Source organism: Streptococcus sp. DD12 (assembly GCF_001578885.1).
GTDB lineage: Bacteria > Bacillota > Bacilli > Lactobacillales > Streptococcaceae > Streptococcus.
On sequence record NZ_KQ969495.1, the window covers coordinates 1,146,122 to 1,164,918 of the forward strand.

General features: G+C 46.2%; 19 protein-coding genes and 1 riboswitch. All 19 genes read right to left on the minus strand.

What is annotated here, in order from left to right; all coding sequences use genetic code 11:
- Positions 1-12: 12 nt before the first annotated feature.
- Positions 13-381 (minus strand): S1 RNA-binding domain-containing protein, encoded by a 369-nt coding sequence (locus tag STRDD12_RS05310; protein WP_066915855.1) that lies wholly within the window; start codon positions 379-381, stop codon positions 13-15.
- Entirely contained in the window at positions 378-1,781 is a 1,404-nt protein-coding gene (locus STRDD12_RS05315) for a bifunctional Cof-type HAD-IIB family hydrolase/peptidylprolyl isomerase (RefSeq protein WP_066915857.1), read from the minus strand. The genes STRDD12_RS05310 and STRDD12_RS05315 overlap by 4 nt, the downstream gene beginning before the upstream one ends.
- Positions 1,782-1,819: 38 nt before the next feature.
- A complete protein-coding gene (locus STRDD12_RS05320; RefSeq protein ID WP_066915859.1) occupies positions 1,820-2,467 on the minus strand; it encodes a response regulator transcription factor in 648 nt (215 codons plus the stop codon).
- Positions 2,430-3,461, minus strand: a complete 1,032-nt coding sequence (locus tag STRDD12_RS05325; protein ID WP_066915861.1) for a sensor histidine kinase — start codon at positions 3,459-3,461, stop codon at positions 2,430-2,432. The genes STRDD12_RS05320 and STRDD12_RS05325 overlap by 38 nt, the downstream gene beginning before the upstream one ends.
- Positions 3,458-4,159: a cell wall-active antibiotics response protein LiaF gene (gene liaF / locus STRDD12_RS05330; RefSeq protein ID WP_066915863.1), complete on the minus strand. Its 702-nt coding sequence runs from the start codon at positions 4,157-4,159 to the stop codon at positions 3,458-3,460. Before liaF ends, STRDD12_RS05325 begins: the two co-directional genes overlap by 4 nt.
- A 196-nt stretch (positions 4,160-4,355) precedes the next feature.
- Positions 4,356-5,768, minus strand: a complete 1,413-nt coding sequence (locus STRDD12_RS05335) for an amino acid permease (RefSeq protein ID WP_066915865.1) — start codon at positions 5,766-5,768, stop codon at positions 4,356-4,358.
- A gap of 166 nt (positions 5,769-5,934) precedes the next feature.
- Positions 5,935-7,926: a methionine--tRNA ligase gene (metG, locus tag STRDD12_RS05340; RefSeq protein ID WP_066915867.1), complete on the minus strand. Its 1,992-nt coding sequence runs from the start codon at positions 7,924-7,926 to the stop codon at positions 5,935-5,937.
- A gap of 150 nt (positions 7,927-8,076) precedes the next feature.
- Entirely contained in the window at positions 8,077-8,316 is a 240-nt protein-coding gene (rpsR, locus tag STRDD12_RS05345; protein ID WP_000068665.1) for a 30S ribosomal protein S18, read from the minus strand.
- Between the two features lie 62 nt (positions 8,317-8,378).
- Positions 8,379-8,870: a single-stranded DNA-binding protein gene (locus STRDD12_RS05350; RefSeq protein WP_066915869.1), complete on the minus strand. Its 492-nt coding sequence runs from the start codon at positions 8,868-8,870 to the stop codon at positions 8,379-8,381.
- Between the two features lie 11 nt (positions 8,871-8,881).
- A complete protein-coding gene (rpsF, locus tag STRDD12_RS05355) occupies positions 8,882-9,172 on the minus strand; it encodes a 30S ribosomal protein S6 (protein WP_066915871.1) in 291 nt (96 codons plus the stop codon).
- A gap of 101 nt (positions 9,173-9,273) precedes the next feature.
- Positions 9,274-10,518 (minus strand): diaminopimelate decarboxylase, encoded by a 1,245-nt coding sequence (locus STRDD12_RS05360; RefSeq protein WP_066915873.1) that lies wholly within the window; start codon positions 10,516-10,518, stop codon positions 9,274-9,276.
- 151 nt (positions 10,519-10,669) lie between these two features.
- Positions 10,670-12,736, minus strand: coding sequence for a cation:proton antiporter (locus STRDD12_RS05365; RefSeq protein WP_066915875.1), 2,067 nt, complete (start codon positions 12,734-12,736; stop codon positions 10,670-10,672).
- Between the two features lie 11 nt (positions 12,737-12,747).
- Positions 12,748-13,032, minus strand: coding sequence for a hypothetical protein (locus tag STRDD12_RS05370; RefSeq protein ID WP_066915877.1), 285 nt, complete (start codon positions 13,030-13,032; stop codon positions 12,748-12,750).
- Positions 13,033-13,041: 9 nt separating this feature from the next.
- Positions 13,042-13,587 (minus strand): tRNA 5-(aminomethyl)-2-thiouridylate-methyltransferase MnmM, encoded by a 546-nt coding sequence (locus tag STRDD12_RS05375; RefSeq protein ID WP_066915879.1) that lies wholly within the window; start codon positions 13,585-13,587, stop codon positions 13,042-13,044.
- A gap of 86 nt (positions 13,588-13,673) precedes the next feature.
- Positions 13,674-14,594 (minus strand): tRNA modification radical SAM protein MnmL/YtqA, encoded by a 921-nt coding sequence (locus tag STRDD12_RS05380; protein ID WP_066915881.1) that lies wholly within the window; start codon positions 14,592-14,594, stop codon positions 13,674-13,676.
- A gap of 106 nt (positions 14,595-14,700) precedes the next feature.
- Positions 14,701-15,357, minus strand: coding sequence for a phosphatase PAP2 family protein (locus tag STRDD12_RS05385; protein WP_066915883.1), 657 nt, complete (start codon positions 15,355-15,357; stop codon positions 14,701-14,703).
- A gap of 5 nt (positions 15,358-15,362) precedes the next feature.
- Positions 15,363-15,923, minus strand: coding sequence for an ECF transporter S component (locus STRDD12_RS05390; protein WP_066915885.1), 561 nt, complete (start codon positions 15,921-15,923; stop codon positions 15,363-15,365).
- A gap of 113 nt (positions 15,924-16,036) precedes the next feature.
- Positions 16,037-16,167, minus strand: a riboswitch (FMN riboswitch).
- A 138-nt stretch (positions 16,168-16,305) separates the two neighbouring features.
- Positions 16,306-17,916: a CTP synthase gene (locus tag STRDD12_RS05395; RefSeq protein ID WP_066915887.1), complete on the minus strand. Its 1,611-nt coding sequence runs from the start codon at positions 17,914-17,916 to the stop codon at positions 16,306-16,308.
- 233 nt (positions 17,917-18,149) lie between these two features.
- Positions 18,150-18,716, minus strand: a complete 567-nt coding sequence (gene rpoE / locus STRDD12_RS05400; protein ID WP_066915889.1) for a DNA-directed RNA polymerase subunit delta — start codon at positions 18,714-18,716, stop codon at positions 18,150-18,152.
- Positions 18,717-18,797: the final 81 nt, after the last annotated feature.

The window sequence follows — 18,797 nt, forward strand, 5'->3', positions numbered from 1 at the left end:
CGGTTTAAAGGCTTAGGGCTGTGTCTCACGGTGATTAAGATAGTCTAAGCCTTCAGAAATCCAGCCTGGCATAGCTTCGGCCAGCGGTTTAAAGCCAATATGCAAGCGATTATTTGAAAAGCGGTGCTTGTGATGAAAGCGGTGCTTTTCTTCCTCTAGCGTACGCAGAGACAAAGAAGCCTTCTGGGTGAATTCGTCCACATCAATCACCTGAACGGTCAGGCGTTGCCCAACTTTCAACTGATCGAAAATATTGTCCACATAGCCTGTTTTGATTTCTGATATGTGGACCAAACCTGTACTGCCATTGTCTAACTCAACAAAAGCACCATAGCTCTTGATCCCAGTGATGACGCCCTCTACTTTGTCACCGATTTTCATGCTTCAACAACCTCAATCCCAGTGATGACAATGTCTTCGACAGGTTTGTCCTGTGGACCTACTTCAGCCGTGGCAATAGCATCAAGGGTTTGGTAGGAAGCGTCGCCCACCAATTGTCCAAAAACCGTATGACGACGATCTAAGTGAGGTGTCCCTCCTTCAGCCGCATAACGTTCCGCAATAGGTTTTGGCCAACCACCACGTTCTAACTCCTTGGCATTGTATGGCAAGGTTTTGTTTTGAACGATGAAAAACTGAGAACCATTGGTATTAGGCCCGGCATTAGCCATGGATAGGGCTCCACGGATATTATAGAGGCTTTCTGAAAATTCGTCTTCAAAAGACTCACCATAAATGGACTCACCACCCATACCTGTTCCTGTTGGATCGCCACCTTGAATCATGAAATCATTGATCACACGGTGGAAGATAATTCCGGCATAATAACCATCCTTGGCTAAGGCGATAAAGTTAGCTACCGTTTTTGGTGCTTCTTCTGGAAAAAGGACCAAGGTCATGTCACCAGCTGTTGTGTGCATAATCACACGTGGCGACTCTTGACCGGTGATGTCTAATTGGGGATATGTTACTTCTTTTTCTACCATTCCTAACTCCTCTAAGGCATATAAAATGCCATCTTCTAAGACTTCTTTTGTCACGAAGTCTGCTTTTGCTTTAATTTCTGGCACGGCATTTCCCATGGCAACCTTCAAGCCCACATAATCGAACATTTCCATGTCATTGAGGCCATCGCCGAAAAAGAGGACTTGGTCAGGGGTCAAACCGATGGCATCCAGCAGATGCGCCAGGCCAGAAGCTTTGGAAAAACCGGTGGCCACAACATCAGACGAATGAGGGTGCCAACGCACAAAACGCAAGGCCTGACTCAAATCCTCTGGTAAGGTCAAGGTATCTCCCACCGTTTCAAAGGTCCACATGTGGTAAACAGCATGGGTCTGATAAAAATCTGGGGCAACGATGTAGTCTGGGTAGACGGGCTTTAAGGCTTCGTCAACCAGTTCAGAGGCTTCTGATACTGCTGCTACTTCCTTGCCCGCAAATCCATAGGCAATACCGACTTCTTTGCACCAAGCAACGTAGGCCTCTACCAGCTCCTGTGGTAGCGGTTCATCGACCAGAGCTTCTCCTTTCTGGTCATAGACATAGGTGCCGTTAATCGTGACAAAATAGTCTGGCTTAAGCGCTAAAATTTCTGGAACGACCCCATAGGGGGCACGTCCTGTGGCAATACCAGTTTTGATGCCTTTTTCCTTTAACGCAGCAAAAACTCGGGTCACAGAGGCAGGAATTGTTGCTTTTGCCTTGTGGCGCAGGGTGTCGTCTATATCAAAAAAGACAGCCTTAATTTTTTTGGCTTTATATCGTGTTTTAGCGTCCATGGTCTCTCCTCTCTCTGTTTGTCCTTCATTATACCATCTTATGTCTCATCGTGGGCAACAAGACCATGTTGAAAGGCATAGACAACCGCTTGAGTCCTATCTTCCACTTCAAGTTTCGCCAAGATATTCGACACATGGGTTTTGACCGTTTTCAAAGAGATAAAAAGCGCCTCGCTAATGGATTGATTATCATACCCTTTGGCCAAAAGGGCTAAAACGTCCCTTTCACGATTGGTCAAACTATCATGCAACTGCGGGTGGTTTTTGTGGTATTGGACAGTGTTGTCTACCTCGGATTCAATGGCCTCTTCTCCCTGAGCCACCTTCCGAATACTGTTTAAAATCTCCTGAGAACTCGACGTTTTTAACATATACCCCTTGGCGCCCGCTTCAATGACCGGGTAGATTTTCTCATAGTCCAAGTAGCTGGTCAGCACCAGAATCTTGGCCTTTTTCCAAGCCTTTAAAAGGGCCAGCGTTGCAGTGACGCCATCCATCTCAGGCATGACAATATCCATAACCACCACGTCGGGACGTAAGTCCAAGGCCTTAGCAATGCCTTCTTCCCCATTTTTGGCCTCACCGATGACTTGAATGTCCGGCTGCAAATCCAGAAAACTTTTCAAGCCCAAGCGAACCATCTCATGGTCATCCACTAATAATACGGTCGTCACTGTCTCTGTCATCGTCATCTCCTTCTATGAGAGGGACCTGAATTGTCATGGCTGTCCCCTTGCCCGGCGTACTGATAAAGCGAAGTTGCCCTGCCATATCATTGACACGGTCTTCAATATTTTTCAAGCCATAGCTCACATGTGCTACCTTAACAGGATCAAATCCTTGGCCATCGTCAACCATTTTTAAGGTTAGGCGATGTGCGTCTTGGGTCACATAAACTTCCAACTGACTGGCCTTAGCATGCTTGAGAGTATTACTGATAAACTCCTGGGCAATCCGAAAGAGATTATCCTCAATCGTCTTGGGAATCGTCGTCACCGAAGCTTCAAATAAAACTTTCAAGGCATTTTTGTCACGTAGTTCTTGTAAAATCATCTCCAAGCCTTGAACCAAGCTACGCCCTTGCAATTCGGTCGGTCGCAAGTGCAAGAGCATTACCCGCAAATCATTTTGAGCGCTATCAAGCACATCTCGGGTGACTGTTATTTGCTCTTTTATCGTCGCCAAGGGGACCTGGTCAAGGTTCTCGCTCAACCCAGAGAGCATCATACTCGCCGCAAAAAGTTCTTGGGATACGGTATCATGCAGGTCACGCGCTAAACGTGTCCTTTCCTGGGCGATGATGACCTGACTATCTTCAATGCGTTCATTTTGCGTCCGTTGTAAATTGCTAGTAGTTTCCTTTAGCTTTCGGGATAAACGTTGGAGGTTTTTCCCAATCTCCGTCTCATCGGTCGTGATTGATTGGTTATTGAGAATCCGCTTAAGCTTTCGATTAAATTGCAGGCGTGTCCCTTCTTGGATGATGACACACAAAAAGAGCAACAGAATCACCAAAGAAAAGGTTAAAAATACAAGCGAAAAGAGTAGGCGCATGAGGCGAACAGGGTCTTTAGTCAGTTCAGCAAAGGTCATGCCAAACCCGTCCAGCAGCATGAGCACAATACTCCCCATGGTCATCACTGCAAAACCAATAATGACCAGATACTGAGAACGTCTCATGGGCGACTCACCTCCACATAGCCAGCCAAAACATTGACCACGAGCTTAACACGGCGTTTATGGGCTGGATTGGCATCGTCTGGGCCGAGTTTCAGACTGGTATTTCGCAAATCGTAAATCGGCTGGTCAAAATACCTTAGGCTACCATACAAGGCTGATACATCGAGATAAACAGCCACATCCAAAGGGACTATGATTTTGGTGGGGCCATAAATTTTTCTGATCAAAACGACATTGTCCTGACCAGCAATCAACACACGACTAAGGTCAATCACATCAGAACCCGATAGCCGTAAAACATTGATATCATCAAAAGCATAGGTATCTGTCCCAGTATACTCCTTGCTCCCTAGCCACTGGTTGCGGATTGGTCGCGCCTTCAGTCCCGTGCGTTGAAAGGTTAAGAGGGCATAACGGTTGGTCTTTTTGACCTGGGCGAAATGATTAATCATGACATAAACAAGCCCCAAAACAAGTGCCGAAATAATGTAAGGATTAAGCATCAAGACCAAAAAGAGGAATAAAAAGCCCACCGACAAGAAAAAATTGGCCCTTTGGTCCTGAGTGTAAAAGCGCACCATTAAAAGCAGTAACACAACCAAAATGATAAAGTTAGTTGCCTGTGACGCTAAAATACTCAGTAATCCCAAGGTCAAGAGAACAGCTTCAGCCAGCAAAAACAGTTGAAATTTACGCATAAGCCCCTCCTGAGTTAGTCTTCCTTATTGTACCACAAAAATCGGGACTAGCCCACGTCCCAAAGCCCCAGACTACCGACCCTAGCATCTGCTACTGGTGCTTATCAGACAACACATCTCATAAGAGCTTTCAATAGACAAAAAAGGCTGGGACAAAATCTCAACCTTTTCTTATTCTTTCATTTACAAGGAATGATTACTGCCTAGCTTTGCGGTATTTCCACTGGCTGTAGAAACCAAACCCGACAATCCACAAGGTGGCACCGATAGCGCCGACAACAGTCGAATCCTGCAAAAAGAGGATAGCAAAGACAAAAATCATAAAGGCAATGGTCAAACTGTCCAGCGGTTTGTAAGCTGGCATCAAGTAGCCATCAGCCATAAAGTCCTGTGATTTACGGTATTTCATATGAGCCAGAATCAAAAGGACATAAATCGCAATATAGACACCTGAAGAGGAAGCCGTAATCAAGGCAAAGGCATTGGAAACCCCAGGAATGACATTGATGAGGGCTGACAGGGCAATCATGACCGCTGATGCCAAAATGGCATTGGCTGGGACCCCTGTGCGTGACAGCTTATCCACACCGAACTTGTGGAGCAAACGGTTAGGATTTTCTTTAGCCAGTTGATAGAGGTTGCGACCCGTTGAAAAAAGGGTGGAGTTCAAAGCCGAAGCTGCAGCTGTCAAAACGACAAAGTTAATAACTGCGGCTGCCCACTTGAAGCCAGCCAACTGAAAGGCCGTTACAAATGGTGAGTTGTTAGATGGAATTTGACGCCAAGGGTAAATGACCATAATCGCCAACAAGGCCCCCACATAAAAAATGATAATGCGTGTCGGCAATTCCTGAATAGCCTTGGGTAAGACCTTACGTGGGTTGGCCGTCTCAGATGTTGTGATGCCGACAAACTCGATGGTTTGATAGGCAAAAAATACCATCTGGAAGGCGACCACAAAGTTGAAAACACCGTTTGGAAAGAGGCCAAAACCATTGGTCAGATTCGACAGACTGACCGTCCCAACCGAGGTTTTAAAATTGGTGGCCAGCATCATCAAGGCGGTTGCAATCAAGGCTAAAATGGTCACCACCTTAATCATAGCAAACCAGAACTCTAGCTCCCCAAACAAGCGTACAGCGATGAGGTTGACGCCTGTCAAAACGACCAGAAAGCCCAATTGACTCAACCAAGACGGCACCTGCGGAAACCAATACTGGAAATATTTTCCAACAGCCGTAATCTCTGCCATCCCGATAAAAATCAGCGACAACCAGTAGGACCAACCCGCAAAATAGCCCCAGCCTTGGCCTACGTGTTTGGTAATAAAACTGATAAAGGTGTGTTGCGAAGGGTCTTGATAAAGCATTTCCCCCATAGCCCGCATCATAAAGAACATGAAGAGTCCCGTTATGAGGTAGACCAAGATGATAGAGGGTCCTGTGAGTGAAATGGAGGAACCAGCCCCCAAAAAGAGACCCGTTCCAATAGTTCCTGCGATGGCAATTAATTGCACATGGCGGTTTTGTAAGCCACGGACCATGCCGTTGTTTTCTTGTGCTTCATCCTCTTGAGATGAAGCGTTTAATGGTTTTAAATCTTTTGACATAACGGTATTATTATACATGATTTTTAAGTGTTTTTCAAGTTGACATATCTATGGTGCCGTGAAACCTATTTCCGATTCCAATTATTGTCGGCACAGGACGGGCCCCTCGCAAAAAAATAAAAACCCGCATTAGCGGATTTTTATAGGCTGATCACTTATGAAGAGCTTAGCCGATGATGCTTCCATTTGGCACACTTGGGTCAACCGTTAAAAGGGTTAGTTTGCCCTCGTGCTCTGCAGAAAGAATCATGCCTTGACTGATGTGTTTTTTCATCATTTTACGCGGTTTCAAGTTGGCCACGATTTGAACCTTTTGACCTACCAATTCCTGTTCATTTGGATAATAATTGGCAATGCCAGACAAGATTTGTCGGTCACCTTGATCTCCAGCATCCAGACGGAATTTCAAGAGTTTATCGGAACCTTCGACTTTCTCAACGGCTTTGACTTGAGCCACACGGATTTCCACGGCATCAAAGGTGTCAAATTTGATCGTCTCTTTATCAGACGTCAGTTCGATAGCTTCTGGATCCCATTCAGTCGCTTGGTTTTCCTCTGGGTCCATGAGCCCTTTGATGTAAGCAACTTCTTCATCGATGTCCAAACGTGGGAAGATAGGGGTCCCCTTAGCAACCACACGCAGGCCATTTGGTAAGTCAGACAGAGCCAGGTTTTCCATCGACAGAACTTCTGGCAGACCGAGCTGTGACATAATGGCATTAGACGTTTCCATCATGAAGGGTTGGAGAAGATGAGCGACCACACGCAAGCTAGCAGTCAAGTGACTCATCACCGCTTTCAAAGCCTCCTGCTCTTCTTCATCTTTGGCCAACAACCATGGAGCTGTCTCGTCAATGTATTTATTGGTGCGAGCGATGATATTCCAAACGGCTTCTAATGCGCGTGGATAGTCCACGGCATCCATCTCAGCATGGTAGCGTGCGATATTGTCTGAAACAACCCTTTCCAGGTCAGCGTCAAATGCGGTCACACTTGAGCTATAGCTTGGTACTTGCCCGTCGAAATACTTGTTGACCATGGCAACCGTCCGGTTGAGCAGGTTACCCAAGTCATTGGCCAACTCGTAATTGATACGGTTGACGTAATCTTCAGGTGTAAAGGTGCCATCAGAACCGACTGGAAGACTGCGCATGAGGTAATAACGAAGCGGATCCAGACCAAAGCGATCAACAAGGGGTTCAGGGTAGACCACATTTCCCTTGGATTTAGACATTTTTCCATCTTTCATGACAAACCAGCCATGGGCAACCAAGCGTTTTGGCAAAGGCAGGTCTAGCGCCATGAGGATAATAGGCCAGTAGATGGAGTGAAAACGCAAGATATCCTTACCAATCATATGGATATCTGCAGGCCAAAACTGTTCAAACTTGGTCGCATCGTCCTGACCATAACCCAGAGCCGTGATATAGTTGACCAAGGCATCCAGCCAGACGTAGACCACGTGCTTAGGATTAGAAGGGACCTTAACTCCCCAACTAAAGGTTGTCCGAGAGACAGCTAGGTCTTCGAGACCTGGTTCGATGAAATTCTTTATCATTTCATTCATGCGCCCTGCAGGCGTGATAAATTCTGGGTGTTCCTCAAAGAAAGCAACCAAGCGATCCGCATATTTACTCAGTTTAAAGAAATAGGACTCTTCAGAAACCAACTCCACTTCGTGACCTGATGGCGCAATCCCACCGATAACCTGACCTGATTCATCACGAAAAACTTCTGCAAGCTGGCTTTCTGTAAAGAATTCCTCGTCTGACACCGAGTACCAACCGGTATACTCACCAAGATAGATATCCCCTTGAGCTAGCAACCGTTCAAAGATGTCTGCAACAACTGCTTCATGGTAATCATCTGTCGTCCGAATGAACTTATCATAAGAAATATCCAACAGTTTCCAGAGTTCCTTGACCCCCTCAGCCATCCCATCGACATAAGCTTGTGGGCTAACACCAGCCTGCTCAGCTTTAGACTGAATCTTTTGGCCATGCTCATCCAAACCCGTCAAATAAAAGACGTCGTAACCCATCAAGCGTTTGTAGCGGGCCAAAACGTCACAGGCAATGGTCGTATAGGCTGAACCGATATGCAGTTTCCCAGATGGGTAATAAATCGGTGTCGTAATGTAGAACGTGTTATCTGTCATGAATTCCAATTCCTTTCAAGGCAAATGAAGCCTTCTTATCCTGTTTATTTTACCACAAACCTAGGGGCTTGGGTAGCCTTACTGCCCTTAAAGCTGAGGCTGAGAACAAGAAAAAAACCAGGACCGTTCGCCTGGTTTCTTCAACAAAGATTAGTCTTCGTTAACGTAAGGCATCAAAGCCATTACACGTGCACGTTTAATAGCAGTTGTCACTTTACGTTGGTTTTTAGCTGATGTTCCTGTCACGCGACGTGGCAAGATTTTACCACGTTCTGAGACAAAACGACTGAGCAATTCAGTGTCTTTGTAATCAACGTATTCAATTTTATTAGCAGCGATGTAGTCAACTTTTTTACGGCGTTTGAAACCGCCACGACGTTGTTGTGCCATAGTATATCTCCTTTATAGTTTTCAGGTGAGGGGGATTGCCCTCTTCTGTCATTCGTCTACCCTTAAAACGGCAGATCGTCATCTGAAATGTCAATCGGATTGCTCCCACCAAATGGTGAGCTAGCATCCCGTGAAAAATCAGGTGTGCTTTGAGCAGATGTTGGATTGGCTTGTGGAGCAGAGCCGTAGCTATTGCCACCAAAGCCAGCTGAATTAGCAGACGCTTCACGTTGCGTGCGGCTTTCAAGTACTTGGAAATTATCCGCCACAACTTCAGTCACATAGACCCGTTGCCCTTGTTGGTTTTCATAGTTCCGTGTTTGGATACGGCCTGTGATTCCCACCAAGGTGCCTTTTTTAGCCCAGTTCGCTAGGTTTTCTGCCTGCTGACGCCAAATCACGCATGAAATGAAATCAGCTTCGCGTTCTCCTTGAGCGTTTTTAAAGTTGCGGTTAACCGCCAAGGTAAACGTTGCAACGGCCTGGTTATTTCCCGTATAGCGAAGCTCGGCATCACGCGTCATCCGCCCTACTAAAACAACATTGTTAATCATAATCTACCTTCTTAGTCGTCAAGTTTAACGATCATGTGACGAAGAATGTCACCGTTGATTTTAGACAAACGGTCAAACTCGTTAAGAGCGACAGCGTCAGTTGCTTCAACGTTAACGATGTGGTAAAGACCTTCGCGGAAATCTTGGATTTCGTATGCGAGGCGACGTTTTTCCCAATCTTTAGATTCAACAACAGTGGCACCATTGTCAGTCAAGATTGCGTCAAAGCGTGCTACCAAAGCGTTTTTTGCTTCTTCTTCAATGTTTGGACGAATGATATAAAGAATTTCGTATTTAGCCATTGATATGCTCCTCCTTTTGGACTAATGGCCTACACCCTTGTGCAGGCAAGTGAGGTGTACTCACAAAAAACTATTATACAGGTTTTTGCTAGCTATTGCAACTATTTTTCAAAGTCAAAACCATACAAAGTTGCAAAATAATCTTCGGGTCTTTCGGCACGACGAATGAGGCGGGCACTGCCGTCCTCCTGGTAAAGAATTTCTGCAGACCGCAAACGCCCATTGTACTGGTAACCCATCGAAAAACCATGCGCTCCAGTATCATGAAGCACCAAGGTATCCCCCACTCGAGACTCAGGCAACTCCCTTTGGATAGCAAACTTATCATTGTTCTCACACAAGGAGCCGGTCACATCGACAACTTCTGGCCTACCGTCAGGATTGTCCATATTGGTAATGTGATGGTAGGCCCCATACATCGCTGGCCGTAACAGGTTGACCGCTGAGGCATCGACACCGATATAAGTCCGATAGGTCTTTTTGCGATGCAACACCTTGGTCACCAGATGGCCATGCGGTGCCAACATAAAGCGGCCCAACTCTGTAAAGATGGCCACATCTCCTAGACCAGCCGGCACCAAAACATCGTCAAAGGCCTGATGCACACCTGCACCGATGGCGGCAATATCATTTGGCTCTTGGTCAGGCAAGTAATTTACCCCTACACCACCAGACAAGTTAATAAAACTCAAAGCAACACCCGTTTCTTCTTGGATAGTCACTGCGAGTTCAAAGAGTTGGCGGGCCAACTCAGGGTAGTAGGCATTGGTAACCGTATTGGAAGCTAAAAAGGAATGTAGCCCAAAACGTTTGACCCCCTTGGCCTTCAGTTCCGCAAAACCTTGCAAAATCTGAGCCTTGGTCATACCAAACTTGGATTCTTCAGGGTTATCCATAATGTCTGTGCCTAAGGCAAAGACCCCGCCTGGATTGTAGCGCAAAGAGACCGTTTCAGGAAGGCCCGCTTGCTCTTCTAAAAATGCAATGTGTTCATAGGCATCCAGATTGATAATGGCGCCCACTTCACGCGCATATCGAAATTCACGACCTTGGGTATCGTTGGATGAGAACATAATCTCGTTAAATGCTAATTTATGGGCCATCAGTAATTCCACCTCAGTGGCACAATCCACCCCACAATTTTCTTCTTGCAAAATTTTCAATATGGCAGGATTGGGCGTTGCCTTCACTGCAAAATATTCTTTAAAGCCCTTGTTCCAAGAAAAGGCGCGATTGAGCGCTCGGGCTGTCTCACGAATCCCTTTTTCATCATAAAGATGAAAAGGCGTCGGGAACTTTTCAGTAATCTCCGCTAAGGCTTCTCGGCTGATAAATGGTTCTTTCATACACTGCTTCCTCATATATTTTTTACTAGTATAGCATAATTATCCAATTCCTCACAATGACTTTAATGCGGTCAACAGGCCCTTTGATGTCTTTCAGCCGTTTGTTGGCTCAAAAAAAAGCCTAGGACAAGGTCCTAGGCCCAGCAGTCGCCTATCTTTGGCGAGCAAAATTCATAATGTCATAAGTGAGGGTGTTGGCTTTTTCACTCAGGGCATAGTTTTCCAAAGCATTGACCTGTTGTCGCAGGACTTTACTGTAACGGTGAGAAATCAATTCTTTGGCTTCATACTCTGCAATCGCCTTACGCTCCAAGTAAAAACCACGAAGCACTTCGGTCTTTTGCGGTGGCGTTACCCGAGCCAAGATCCGGTCACGAAAGCTGACAGAACCCGCAACAGCCATCTCTTGCCGACGTTCCCGTTTGAGATAGGCAATCAATTCACTGTTATAGATCCCATCTAACTGGTCCAAAGATTCGATGATCAACTGACTATTGGTCAGGTAAAGATCACGAATGCGTGACCGTTCGTCATCTGTCAGGCGCAGACCGCCTGACTCTCGCAAACGAAAGAAACGGCGGATATTGGCACCAAAAGTCACCAACTCATGGAGAAGGGCTGGAATCGCTCGAAAAGCAACCGCCACCGTATAGGTGAGGTTAGAGACAAAATTGCGATTGATTTGTCGCTCCAGTGACCGCAGATAACGTTGGTAACTACGGTACTCCTTGATGCCCAATTCCTGAGAAACAAAGGCGTGTTCCAAACCATCGCTCTCAATCCCCAAGGTCATCAAACGAATCATGGCCATATCTGCCTTAATCTCTCGAGATTCTTGTTCGATGATGAGGTCCTCAATGCGCCGGTTATAGCTATCAATGACCGCATAAAGCGATACCTTATCCAGCGTTGTTGCCATATCGCGGTGCAATTCTTGAACAACCTCTGTCAAAATTCCAATTTCCGCATAAATCGGGCGTTCGTCTTGTTTGGCTTGAGCCAAATGTGGCAAGACCAGCACCCCTGTCAAGAAACTCAACAAGGTCGTCCCCGCCACAATAAAGAGCAAGATACTATACTGGTTGGTCGCCATGGCTGGTAAGAGCAAGATGGTGGCAATTGAGACAGTTCCCTTGACCCCTGAAAAAGTCAAGATGGCAATCTCCCTGAGGTAACGGCGAAAAGGCCGATGACTCCGCTTACTCCGCCAAAAGAAAAACAGACTCAGCATGAGATAGCGTGTCGTAAACAAAATCACGGTGACAATCCCAATCAGCCCAAGGATACGCCAAGTACTAATCGCTTCGTTGGCAAAAACAGGGCGAGCCAAAATGGTCAACTCTTCTCCAAGTAAAATGAAGACCAAACCATTTAACATAAAGGTTGCCGTCCGCCAAATGGTCGTGGTGACCTGGTCGAGCCGCGCATCAAAAAGCGTGATTTTTTTGAACCGGCTGGCCTGAGAGATGCCCGCAACGACAACAGCAATAATCCCAGACCCATGGATTTCTTCGGCCAAAAAATAGGCCACAATCGGCAAGGCCAACTCCAGCAACAAGGCGCCGCGGACATCCGCGGCATCCACATTGTCCAAAACAGACAAGAGCAGGCGGTTGACCAGAGCAACCACTAGCCCAACCAAAAAGCCACCCATTACAGAGATAAAAAGGCTAAAGCTGGCTTGAGTGACCGAAAAAATACCTGTCGTCAACACTGTGACAGCGACCTGGAAAGAAACCAAACCGCTGGCATCATTAAGTAGGCCTTCCCCCTGTAAAACATTTTCAATGTACTTAGGAAAGCTAAAGCGCTCTGAAATCGCACTAAAGGCCACCAAATCTGTCGGGCCCAAAGCCGCTCCCAAAGCCAGACAGGCAGCCAAAGGCAAAGCCCCTTGACTGAGACGCTCTACCGACCAGCCAATAGCGACCGCCGTCACAAAGACGACGGGGAAAATGAGATACAAAATGAGCTTCCAGTGGCGCAAGACACTGGTGATGTCGCTTTCTTCCCCCTCACGAAAGAGTAAAGGGGCGATAACAAAGGCCAAAAAGATTTCTGACTCAAACTCGATAAGCCCTGTAGCGGTTATCCAGGCAATCAGCGACCCCAAAGCAATCTGAATCAAGGGCAGAGGAATGCGCGGAAACATGCGATTGAGTATATTAGAAATAATTAAAGCAAATAGATAGGTTAATACCAGGACAGCCAAATGCATGTCACTTCACCTCACGCCTTCTGGTGTGCTTTTTCTTGGCAAGCCTCTTTAATCTTTTTGAGTTGGGCCAATTTACCAGCATCCTGGTCGAACACGTGTGTCTCTTCGCAACATTTTGTATACAATAATTTTGTTTTATTGATTCGGTCATCAATAGCTGCCAAATCCTTTTGAGCTAGCTTGCGTTGGCAACGTTCCACCTCTAGGTTAGCTAGTTTTTTCTTCATCCGTTCTAGTTTTCGATGGTCTGTTGCATCGTCTTCTGCTCGCACAAAAGCCAACATTTCTTTAAACATATTTTTTCCTCACTTTTTTTCAATCATAACGAGAAAGGGCGGGGTGTTGATTTGGTTGATGGGCCCATAGGTCATCACGGTAAATACCCGCTGGTCCAAGGCTGAGACATGTGCCAAAACAGCCTGCTTTTCACTTTCCCCACCAGGATGCCCATAGTATACCATAAGTGCTATTCTTCCGCCAGAAACCAATCTTTCTAGCAACTGGTCAATAGCCGATAAGGTGGTTTGCGCTTGCGTCACCACAGACTTATCTGCACTAGGGAGGTAGCCTAAATTAAAAATGGCTGCTGTCACAGCCGAGGGGACGTAAAGACCCAGATTTTCGTGGCCATCTAAAATCAGCTGAACATTGGTTACCCCTGCTTTATCTAAACGTTCTTGCGTTTTTTGCAAGGCTTTTTTTTGCACATCAAAGGCATAGACCTGGCCGGCCTGCTGGGCTAAAAAAAGCGTGTCGTAGCCATTGCCCATGGTCGCATCGACGGCCACACTTTGGTCATCTAAGACCTGAGCCAAAAAATCATGGGATAATTCCAGAGGGCGCTTCATCATAACATGTTCCTTATCTTTGTGTGTCAAAAGGGGGCGGACAGGCCTGGTAGCTTCGTGAAAAAGTTGCGGAAACTTAGGCTACTTGTCTAGGCCTTACACCCTTGCCAGCTCCCACGTTTTTCCATTTCACGGTCAATGGCATTGAGGACTTCCCACTTATTCAGGCTCCACATGGGGCCAATCAGCATCTCCCGAGGGGCATCCCCAGTGATTCGGTGGATGACCATGTGCTTAGGAATGATTTCCAATTGGTCACAGATGACCTTGACATATTCCTCCTGGCTGAGGAGTCGCAGACGCCCTTCATGGTAATCGCGCTGCATGCGCGTATTGGTCATCAGGTGGAGAAGGTGGAGCTTGATACCGTTAATAGCATTATCCGTCACACAACGGCGAACGTTTTCCACCATCATCTCATGGCTTTCCCCAGGCAAGCCGTTGATGAGATGGCTGACAATCTCAACCTTAGGCGCCAAGTCCCGCAGCCGTTTGACCGTCTCCACATAAAGGTCGTAAGAATGGGCGCGGTTGATAAGCTCAGAGGTGTCTTCATAGGTCGTCTGCAATCCTAGTTCCACCGTCACATGCATGCGCTCAGCCAGCTCCGCTAAGTAGGCAATGGTCTCATCAGGGAGACAATCTGGACGCGTACCGATATTAATCCCGATAACGCCTGGTTCATTGATGGCTTGTTCGTAGCGTTCCCTGAGAACTTCGACACGGTCATGCGTGTTTGTGAAATTTTGAAAATACACCAGATACTTTTTCACCTGTGGCCATTTGCGGTGCATAAAGTCGATTTCCTTGTAAAATTGCTCACGAATCGGTGCCTCGGGTGCAACGATAGCATCTCCAGAACCCGATACGGTGCAAAAGGTACAGCCCCCATGGGCCACTGTCCCGTCACGGTTGGGGCAATCAAAACCGGCATCAATCGGAACCTTAAAAATTTTCTCACCAAAAACCTGTCGGTAATAGGCATTTAGCGTATTGTATCGTTTTTGCATGGTCCTATTTTAGCATATTTTAAATCACTTGGGCACCCATGTGACACAATGTTTCTCCCTATCGATAAGCCAAAAAAGCTCCGCAAACGAATCGCGAAGCCTTTGATTAGTTTTGTTTTGATTGAAAGCGCCATTTGAAACGCCAGCTGTCATAGGTCGGAAAACCGAAACAGAGAAGCCCGTAGCCTAAAACAAAGCCTGCTAGCACATCACTTGGGTAGTGCACACCGACATAAATACGAGACAGGCCAATCAAGCCAATCAGGCTAGCAAATAACAAGACCAGACACTTGCCCCAGATACTTTTGCCAAAACGTTGCCAAAAAACAATGACAAGCGTTCCGAAAATCACCATAGAACCTAAGGAGTGTCCGCTCGGAAAGGAATAACCCGACGCTTCTACCAAATGGCTGATACTAGGCCTTGGCCGTTGGTAAATATTTTTCAAGGTCAAAATCAAGAGACCCCCTACTAGCCCGTTGGCCAGAAGGTAAAGACTCTCTGCATACCACTTGACCCAAGGGCTAGCAAACAGCAGGGCAATTAGAGCGATGAGCACCACCTGAGTAGAGGTATTTCCCAGAACGGTCAGATGGCTAAAGAAGGCTGTTGCCATAGCTGGCAGTTGCCCGCGAACAGCGGTTTGAATCATGTGGTCAAACGGTTTTAAAGCATCAGGGTAAAATTTGACCACATAACCCAAAATCACAAAAATCAGCGCTGCAAAACTTGCCTGTAGATGGTAAAAACGTTTATTTTTCATGCTCCCTATTTTACGCTATCTAAAATAGGTTTGCAAGCCAGATAGATGGGGTAAATGATAATCGATAGGATAACCCCCTCCAAGAGGTTAAATGGTAGCACCATGCCCCAGATGTAGTTCCCCAAACCAATAAAGGTATTAATATCAAAATTTGCAAACTGTGCATATAAGGGCACGGCGTAAACAATATTTAAAAGAATCATGCCCAGAGTCAGACCGACAGTCCCAATTACCGCAGCCAAAGTATAATTTTTTAGCCCTGGCTTTTTCACCCAGAAGTAGGCGAAAGCTGTCACAAAAATACCCAGGGCAATCACATTCATCGGCATCCCAATCCAAGTGTTGGGACCTTCAAAATTCAGCAAGAACTTCAGAACCGTCCGCAGTAAAAGAACAGCATAGGCACTCTTTAAATCAAAGAGAACCAAAGCCACTAAAACAGGCAGAACACTGAGGTCCAGCTTTAAAAAGCTCGCCCCTGGAATCAACTGAAATTGCACAAATAAAAGTACAAAAGAAAGGGCTGAAAGAATGGCGATAAGCACCAACTTACGTGTGTTTGTCATAAAAAAATCCTCCAATTTTTAACAAATTGGAGGAGCCTAGGAGTTCAATTTAGTTTAGCGTACGCAAAAAATCCTGAAATCAGGAAAGCTAGCACTCGCCAAGTTATTCAACTCTTCGTCTCCTCCCATCCAGACTATCACTGTCGGTTGTGGATTTGCACCACATCAGCTTGCGCTCGCGGACTTCTAGGAAGACAACCTAGTCACCGCCGGTAGGGAATTACACCCTGCCCTGAAGACCCCTTAACTATAACATAAAGTTTTTAGTTGAGCAAGAGCTTAATTTGTCGATGTGCTACAAAGTCCCTGAGACAAGCAAAAAAAGCCTAGAACTTTTTTCTAGACTTTCCTTGCTAATGAGTTACAAGCAGACCACCTGGGCTTACTTGCTGGTTGCATTTTCAACCGCTGCTGTTACAAATGCGGTGTAGAGTTCTTCTGGACGATTTGGTCGGCTTGACAATTCAGGGTGGTATTGGGCTGCCACAAAGAATTTCTTGTCTGGCAACTCAACAACTTCCATCAAACGGTTATCAGGAGATACCCCTGAGAAGACGAAACCAGCTTCTTCGAACTGTTCACGGAACTTGGTGTTGAACTCATAACGGTGACGGTGACGGCGTTGAACAACCTCTTGGTTATCGTAGGCTTGTGCAGCCTTAGAACCTGGTTTCAACTTACATGGGTACAGTCCCAAACGCAAGGTTCCCCCCATGTCCTCAATGTCAATCTGGTCACGCATGATGTCGATGATTGGGTAAGGTGTTTCTGGGTTCAGCTCGGCTGAGTTGGCATCGGCCAGGTTCAAGACATGACGGGCAAACTCAACGCAGGTCAATTGCATACCAAGACAAATCCCCAACATTGGGACATCGTTTTCGCGGGCATAACGAATCGCTTCGATTTTCCCCTCTGTGCCTCGATGTCCAAAACCACCTGGTACAATAATACCGTCTGCATCGCCCAAGACTTGGGCAACATTGTCAGCTGTCAGGTCGTTGGCATTGACCCAGTTGAGGTCGATAGCAGAGTCATTGACATAACCAGAGTGTTTGAGCGCTTCAACCACAGATAAGTAGGCATCTGGCAATTCCACATATTTACCAACCAAGGCGATTTTAACCGTCTTTTTAAGGTTGAGAACCTTGTCTACCATAGCTGTCCATTCGGTCATGTCAGCTGCTGGCGCATCCAATTTGAGATGGTCACAAACGATTTGGTCCATGCCTTGAGCCTGCATGTTGAGGGGCACTTGGTAAATGTGCTCAACATCCAAGGACTCGATGACAGCTTCAGGTTGCACGTCACAGAACTGAGCCAACTTGTTCTTAATGCCTTGGCTTACAGGTTCTTCTGTCCGAATAACCAGCATATTGGGTTGGATACCCAAACCGCGCAATTCCTTCACGGAATGTTGGGTTGGTTTAGTCTTCATTTCGCCAGCAGCCTTCAGGTAAGGAAGGAGCGTGGTGTGAATGTACATCACATTGTCAGCGCCAACATCAGCCTTCATTTGACGCAGGGCTTCTAAGAAAGGCAAGCTTTCGATATCACCCACGGTCCCACCAACTTCGGTGATAATGACATCAGAGTCCGTCGTTGTTGCTGCGCGCTTAATTTTTTCCTTGAGGGCATCTGTGATATGTGGGATAACCTGCACTGTAGCTCCCAGGTATTCCCCACGACGCTCTTTACGCAGGACTTCATCATAGATTTTCCCTGTTGTCACGTTAGAGTATTTATTGAGGTTGATATCGATAAAGCGCTCATAGTGACCCAAGTCCAGATCGGTTTCCGCTCCATCATCTGTGACATATACTTCACCATGTTGATAAGGGCTCATGGTACCTGGGTCGATATTGATGTAGGGATCAAATTTTTGAATGGTTACCTTAAGACCACGATTTTTCAGCAAGCGCCCTAAGGAAGCCGCCACAATCCCTTTACCAATAGAAGAAACCACACCACCAGTTACAAAAATATACTTTGTCATCAAAAACTCCTTGAAAAGACTAGTCGGGAAGCCTGCAGGTCCGGGCCAGAAACAAGTGCTAACCCCTGGTTACCTACAAAAAAATAAAACAGCCCCCTAAAAACTAGGGAGCCTTCTTGACCTCTTAAAGAGGTGCCCGATAAATATATTAACGCAAAGCAGACCGTTTGTCAATGATTAACTGTTGATTCAGCTAAAAGACAAAAGTCTTTATAAGTGACATATCTAAACGCTTAGTCTTCGTCTAAATCGTCTTCGTCGCCTTCTTCAAGCTCTACCGCTTCTAAGTCAGCCTCTTCAGGGATGATTTCGTTGATTTCAGAGTCGTAGCTTTCTGCTTCTTCTTTCTCATCATCAGGATTTTCATCGTCATAGTTGTCATCGGCTGCTGGCGCTGTGTAGTCTTCGTCTTCTGGGTCATCGTCGTTGTAGTCGATGGCATTTTCATCCCCATCCATGAAGGCATTGACCCGTTTAGGTTTACGTTTAGGAGTGCCTTCCTCTTCGTCTTCTAGGGTGATAATTTCTTCATCAATCTCATCAACCGCATACCAAGAACGCAAGCCCCATTTGTTATCCCCTAGCGGGATGAAGCTTCCATCCACATTCAATGTGGTATAAAAGCCTGGCAGAGCTTCACGGATAGCTTCGTCAGACTTTCCGAGGTAGTTTTGAATGGCATTGACCAGGTCATTGAAGTACATTTCGTGACCGCGTCCATGCGTCTCTAAAATAGCGTGAGCGACCTCAACCATTGACAGCTCATTTTTGTCTTGTCCTGCAAATACTTCTAATTCCAAGTCCTTACTCCTTAAAATGTCGTTATTCCTATTTTACTTTAATTTGGTCCAATAGTCAAAAGACTTTCTTCAATTGACAAA

Bases quoted from the DNA above. Each gene is read 5' to 3' on its own strand.
- STRDD12_RS05310 (WP_066915855.1), bottom strand. From the start codon at position 381: ATGAAAATCGGTGACAAAGTAGAGGGCGTCATCACTGGGATCAAGAGC.
- STRDD12_RS05315 (WP_066915857.1), bottom strand. From the start codon at position 1,781: ATGGACGCTAAAACACGATATAAAGCCAAAAAAATTAAGGCTGTCTTT.
- STRDD12_RS05320 (WP_066915859.1), bottom strand. From the start codon at position 2,467: ATGACAGAGACAGTGACGACCGTATTATTAGTGGATGACCATGAGATG.
- STRDD12_RS05325 (WP_066915861.1), bottom strand. From the start codon at position 3,461: ATGAGACGTTCTCAGTATCTGGTCATTATTGGTTTTGCAGTGATGACC.
- liaF (WP_066915863.1), bottom strand. From the start codon at position 4,159: ATGCGTAAATTTCAACTGTTTTTGCTGGCTGAAGCTGTTCTCTTGACC.
- STRDD12_RS05335 (WP_066915865.1), bottom strand. From the start codon at position 5,768: ATGTCAAAAGATTTAAAACCATTAAACGCTTCATCTCAAGAGGATGAA.
- metG (WP_066915867.1), bottom strand. From the start codon at position 7,926: ATGACAGATAACACGTTCTACATTACGACACCGATTTATTACCCATCT.
- rpsR (WP_000068665.1), bottom strand. From the start codon at position 8,316: ATGGCACAACAACGTCGTGGCGGTTTCAAACGCCGTAAAAAAGTTGAC.
- STRDD12_RS05350 (WP_066915869.1), bottom strand. From the start codon at position 8,870: ATGATTAACAATGTTGTTTTAGTAGGGCGGATGACGCGTGATGCCGAG.
- rpsF (WP_066915871.1), bottom strand. From the start codon at position 9,172: ATGGCTAAATACGAAATTCTTTATATCATTCGTCCAAACATTGAAGAA.
- STRDD12_RS05360 (WP_066915873.1), bottom strand. From the start codon at position 10,518: ATGAAAGAACCATTTATCAGCCGAGAAGCCTTAGCGGAGATTACTGAA.
- STRDD12_RS05365 (WP_066915875.1), bottom strand. From the start codon at position 12,736: ATGCATTTGGCTGTCCTGGTATTAACCTATCTATTTGCTTTAATTATT.
- STRDD12_RS05370 (WP_066915877.1), bottom strand. From the start codon at position 13,032: ATGTTTAAAGAAATGTTGGCTTTTGTGCGAGCAGAAGACGATGCAACA.
- STRDD12_RS05375 (WP_066915879.1), bottom strand. From the start codon at position 13,587: ATGATGAAGCGCCCTCTGGAATTATCCCATGATTTTTTGGCTCAGGTC.
- STRDD12_RS05380 (WP_066915881.1), bottom strand. From the start codon at position 14,594: ATGCAAAAACGATACAATACGCTAAATGCCTATTACCGACAGGTTTTT.
- STRDD12_RS05385 (WP_066915883.1), bottom strand. From the start codon at position 15,357: ATGAAAAATAAACGTTTTTACCATCTACAGGCAAGTTTTGCAGCGCTG.
- STRDD12_RS05390 (WP_066915885.1), bottom strand. From the start codon at position 15,923: ATGACAAACACACGTAAGTTGGTGCTTATCGCCATTCTTTCAGCCCTT.
- STRDD12_RS05395 (WP_066915887.1), bottom strand. From the start codon at position 17,916: ATGACAAAGTATATTTTTGTAACTGGTGGTGTGGTTTCTTCTATTGGT.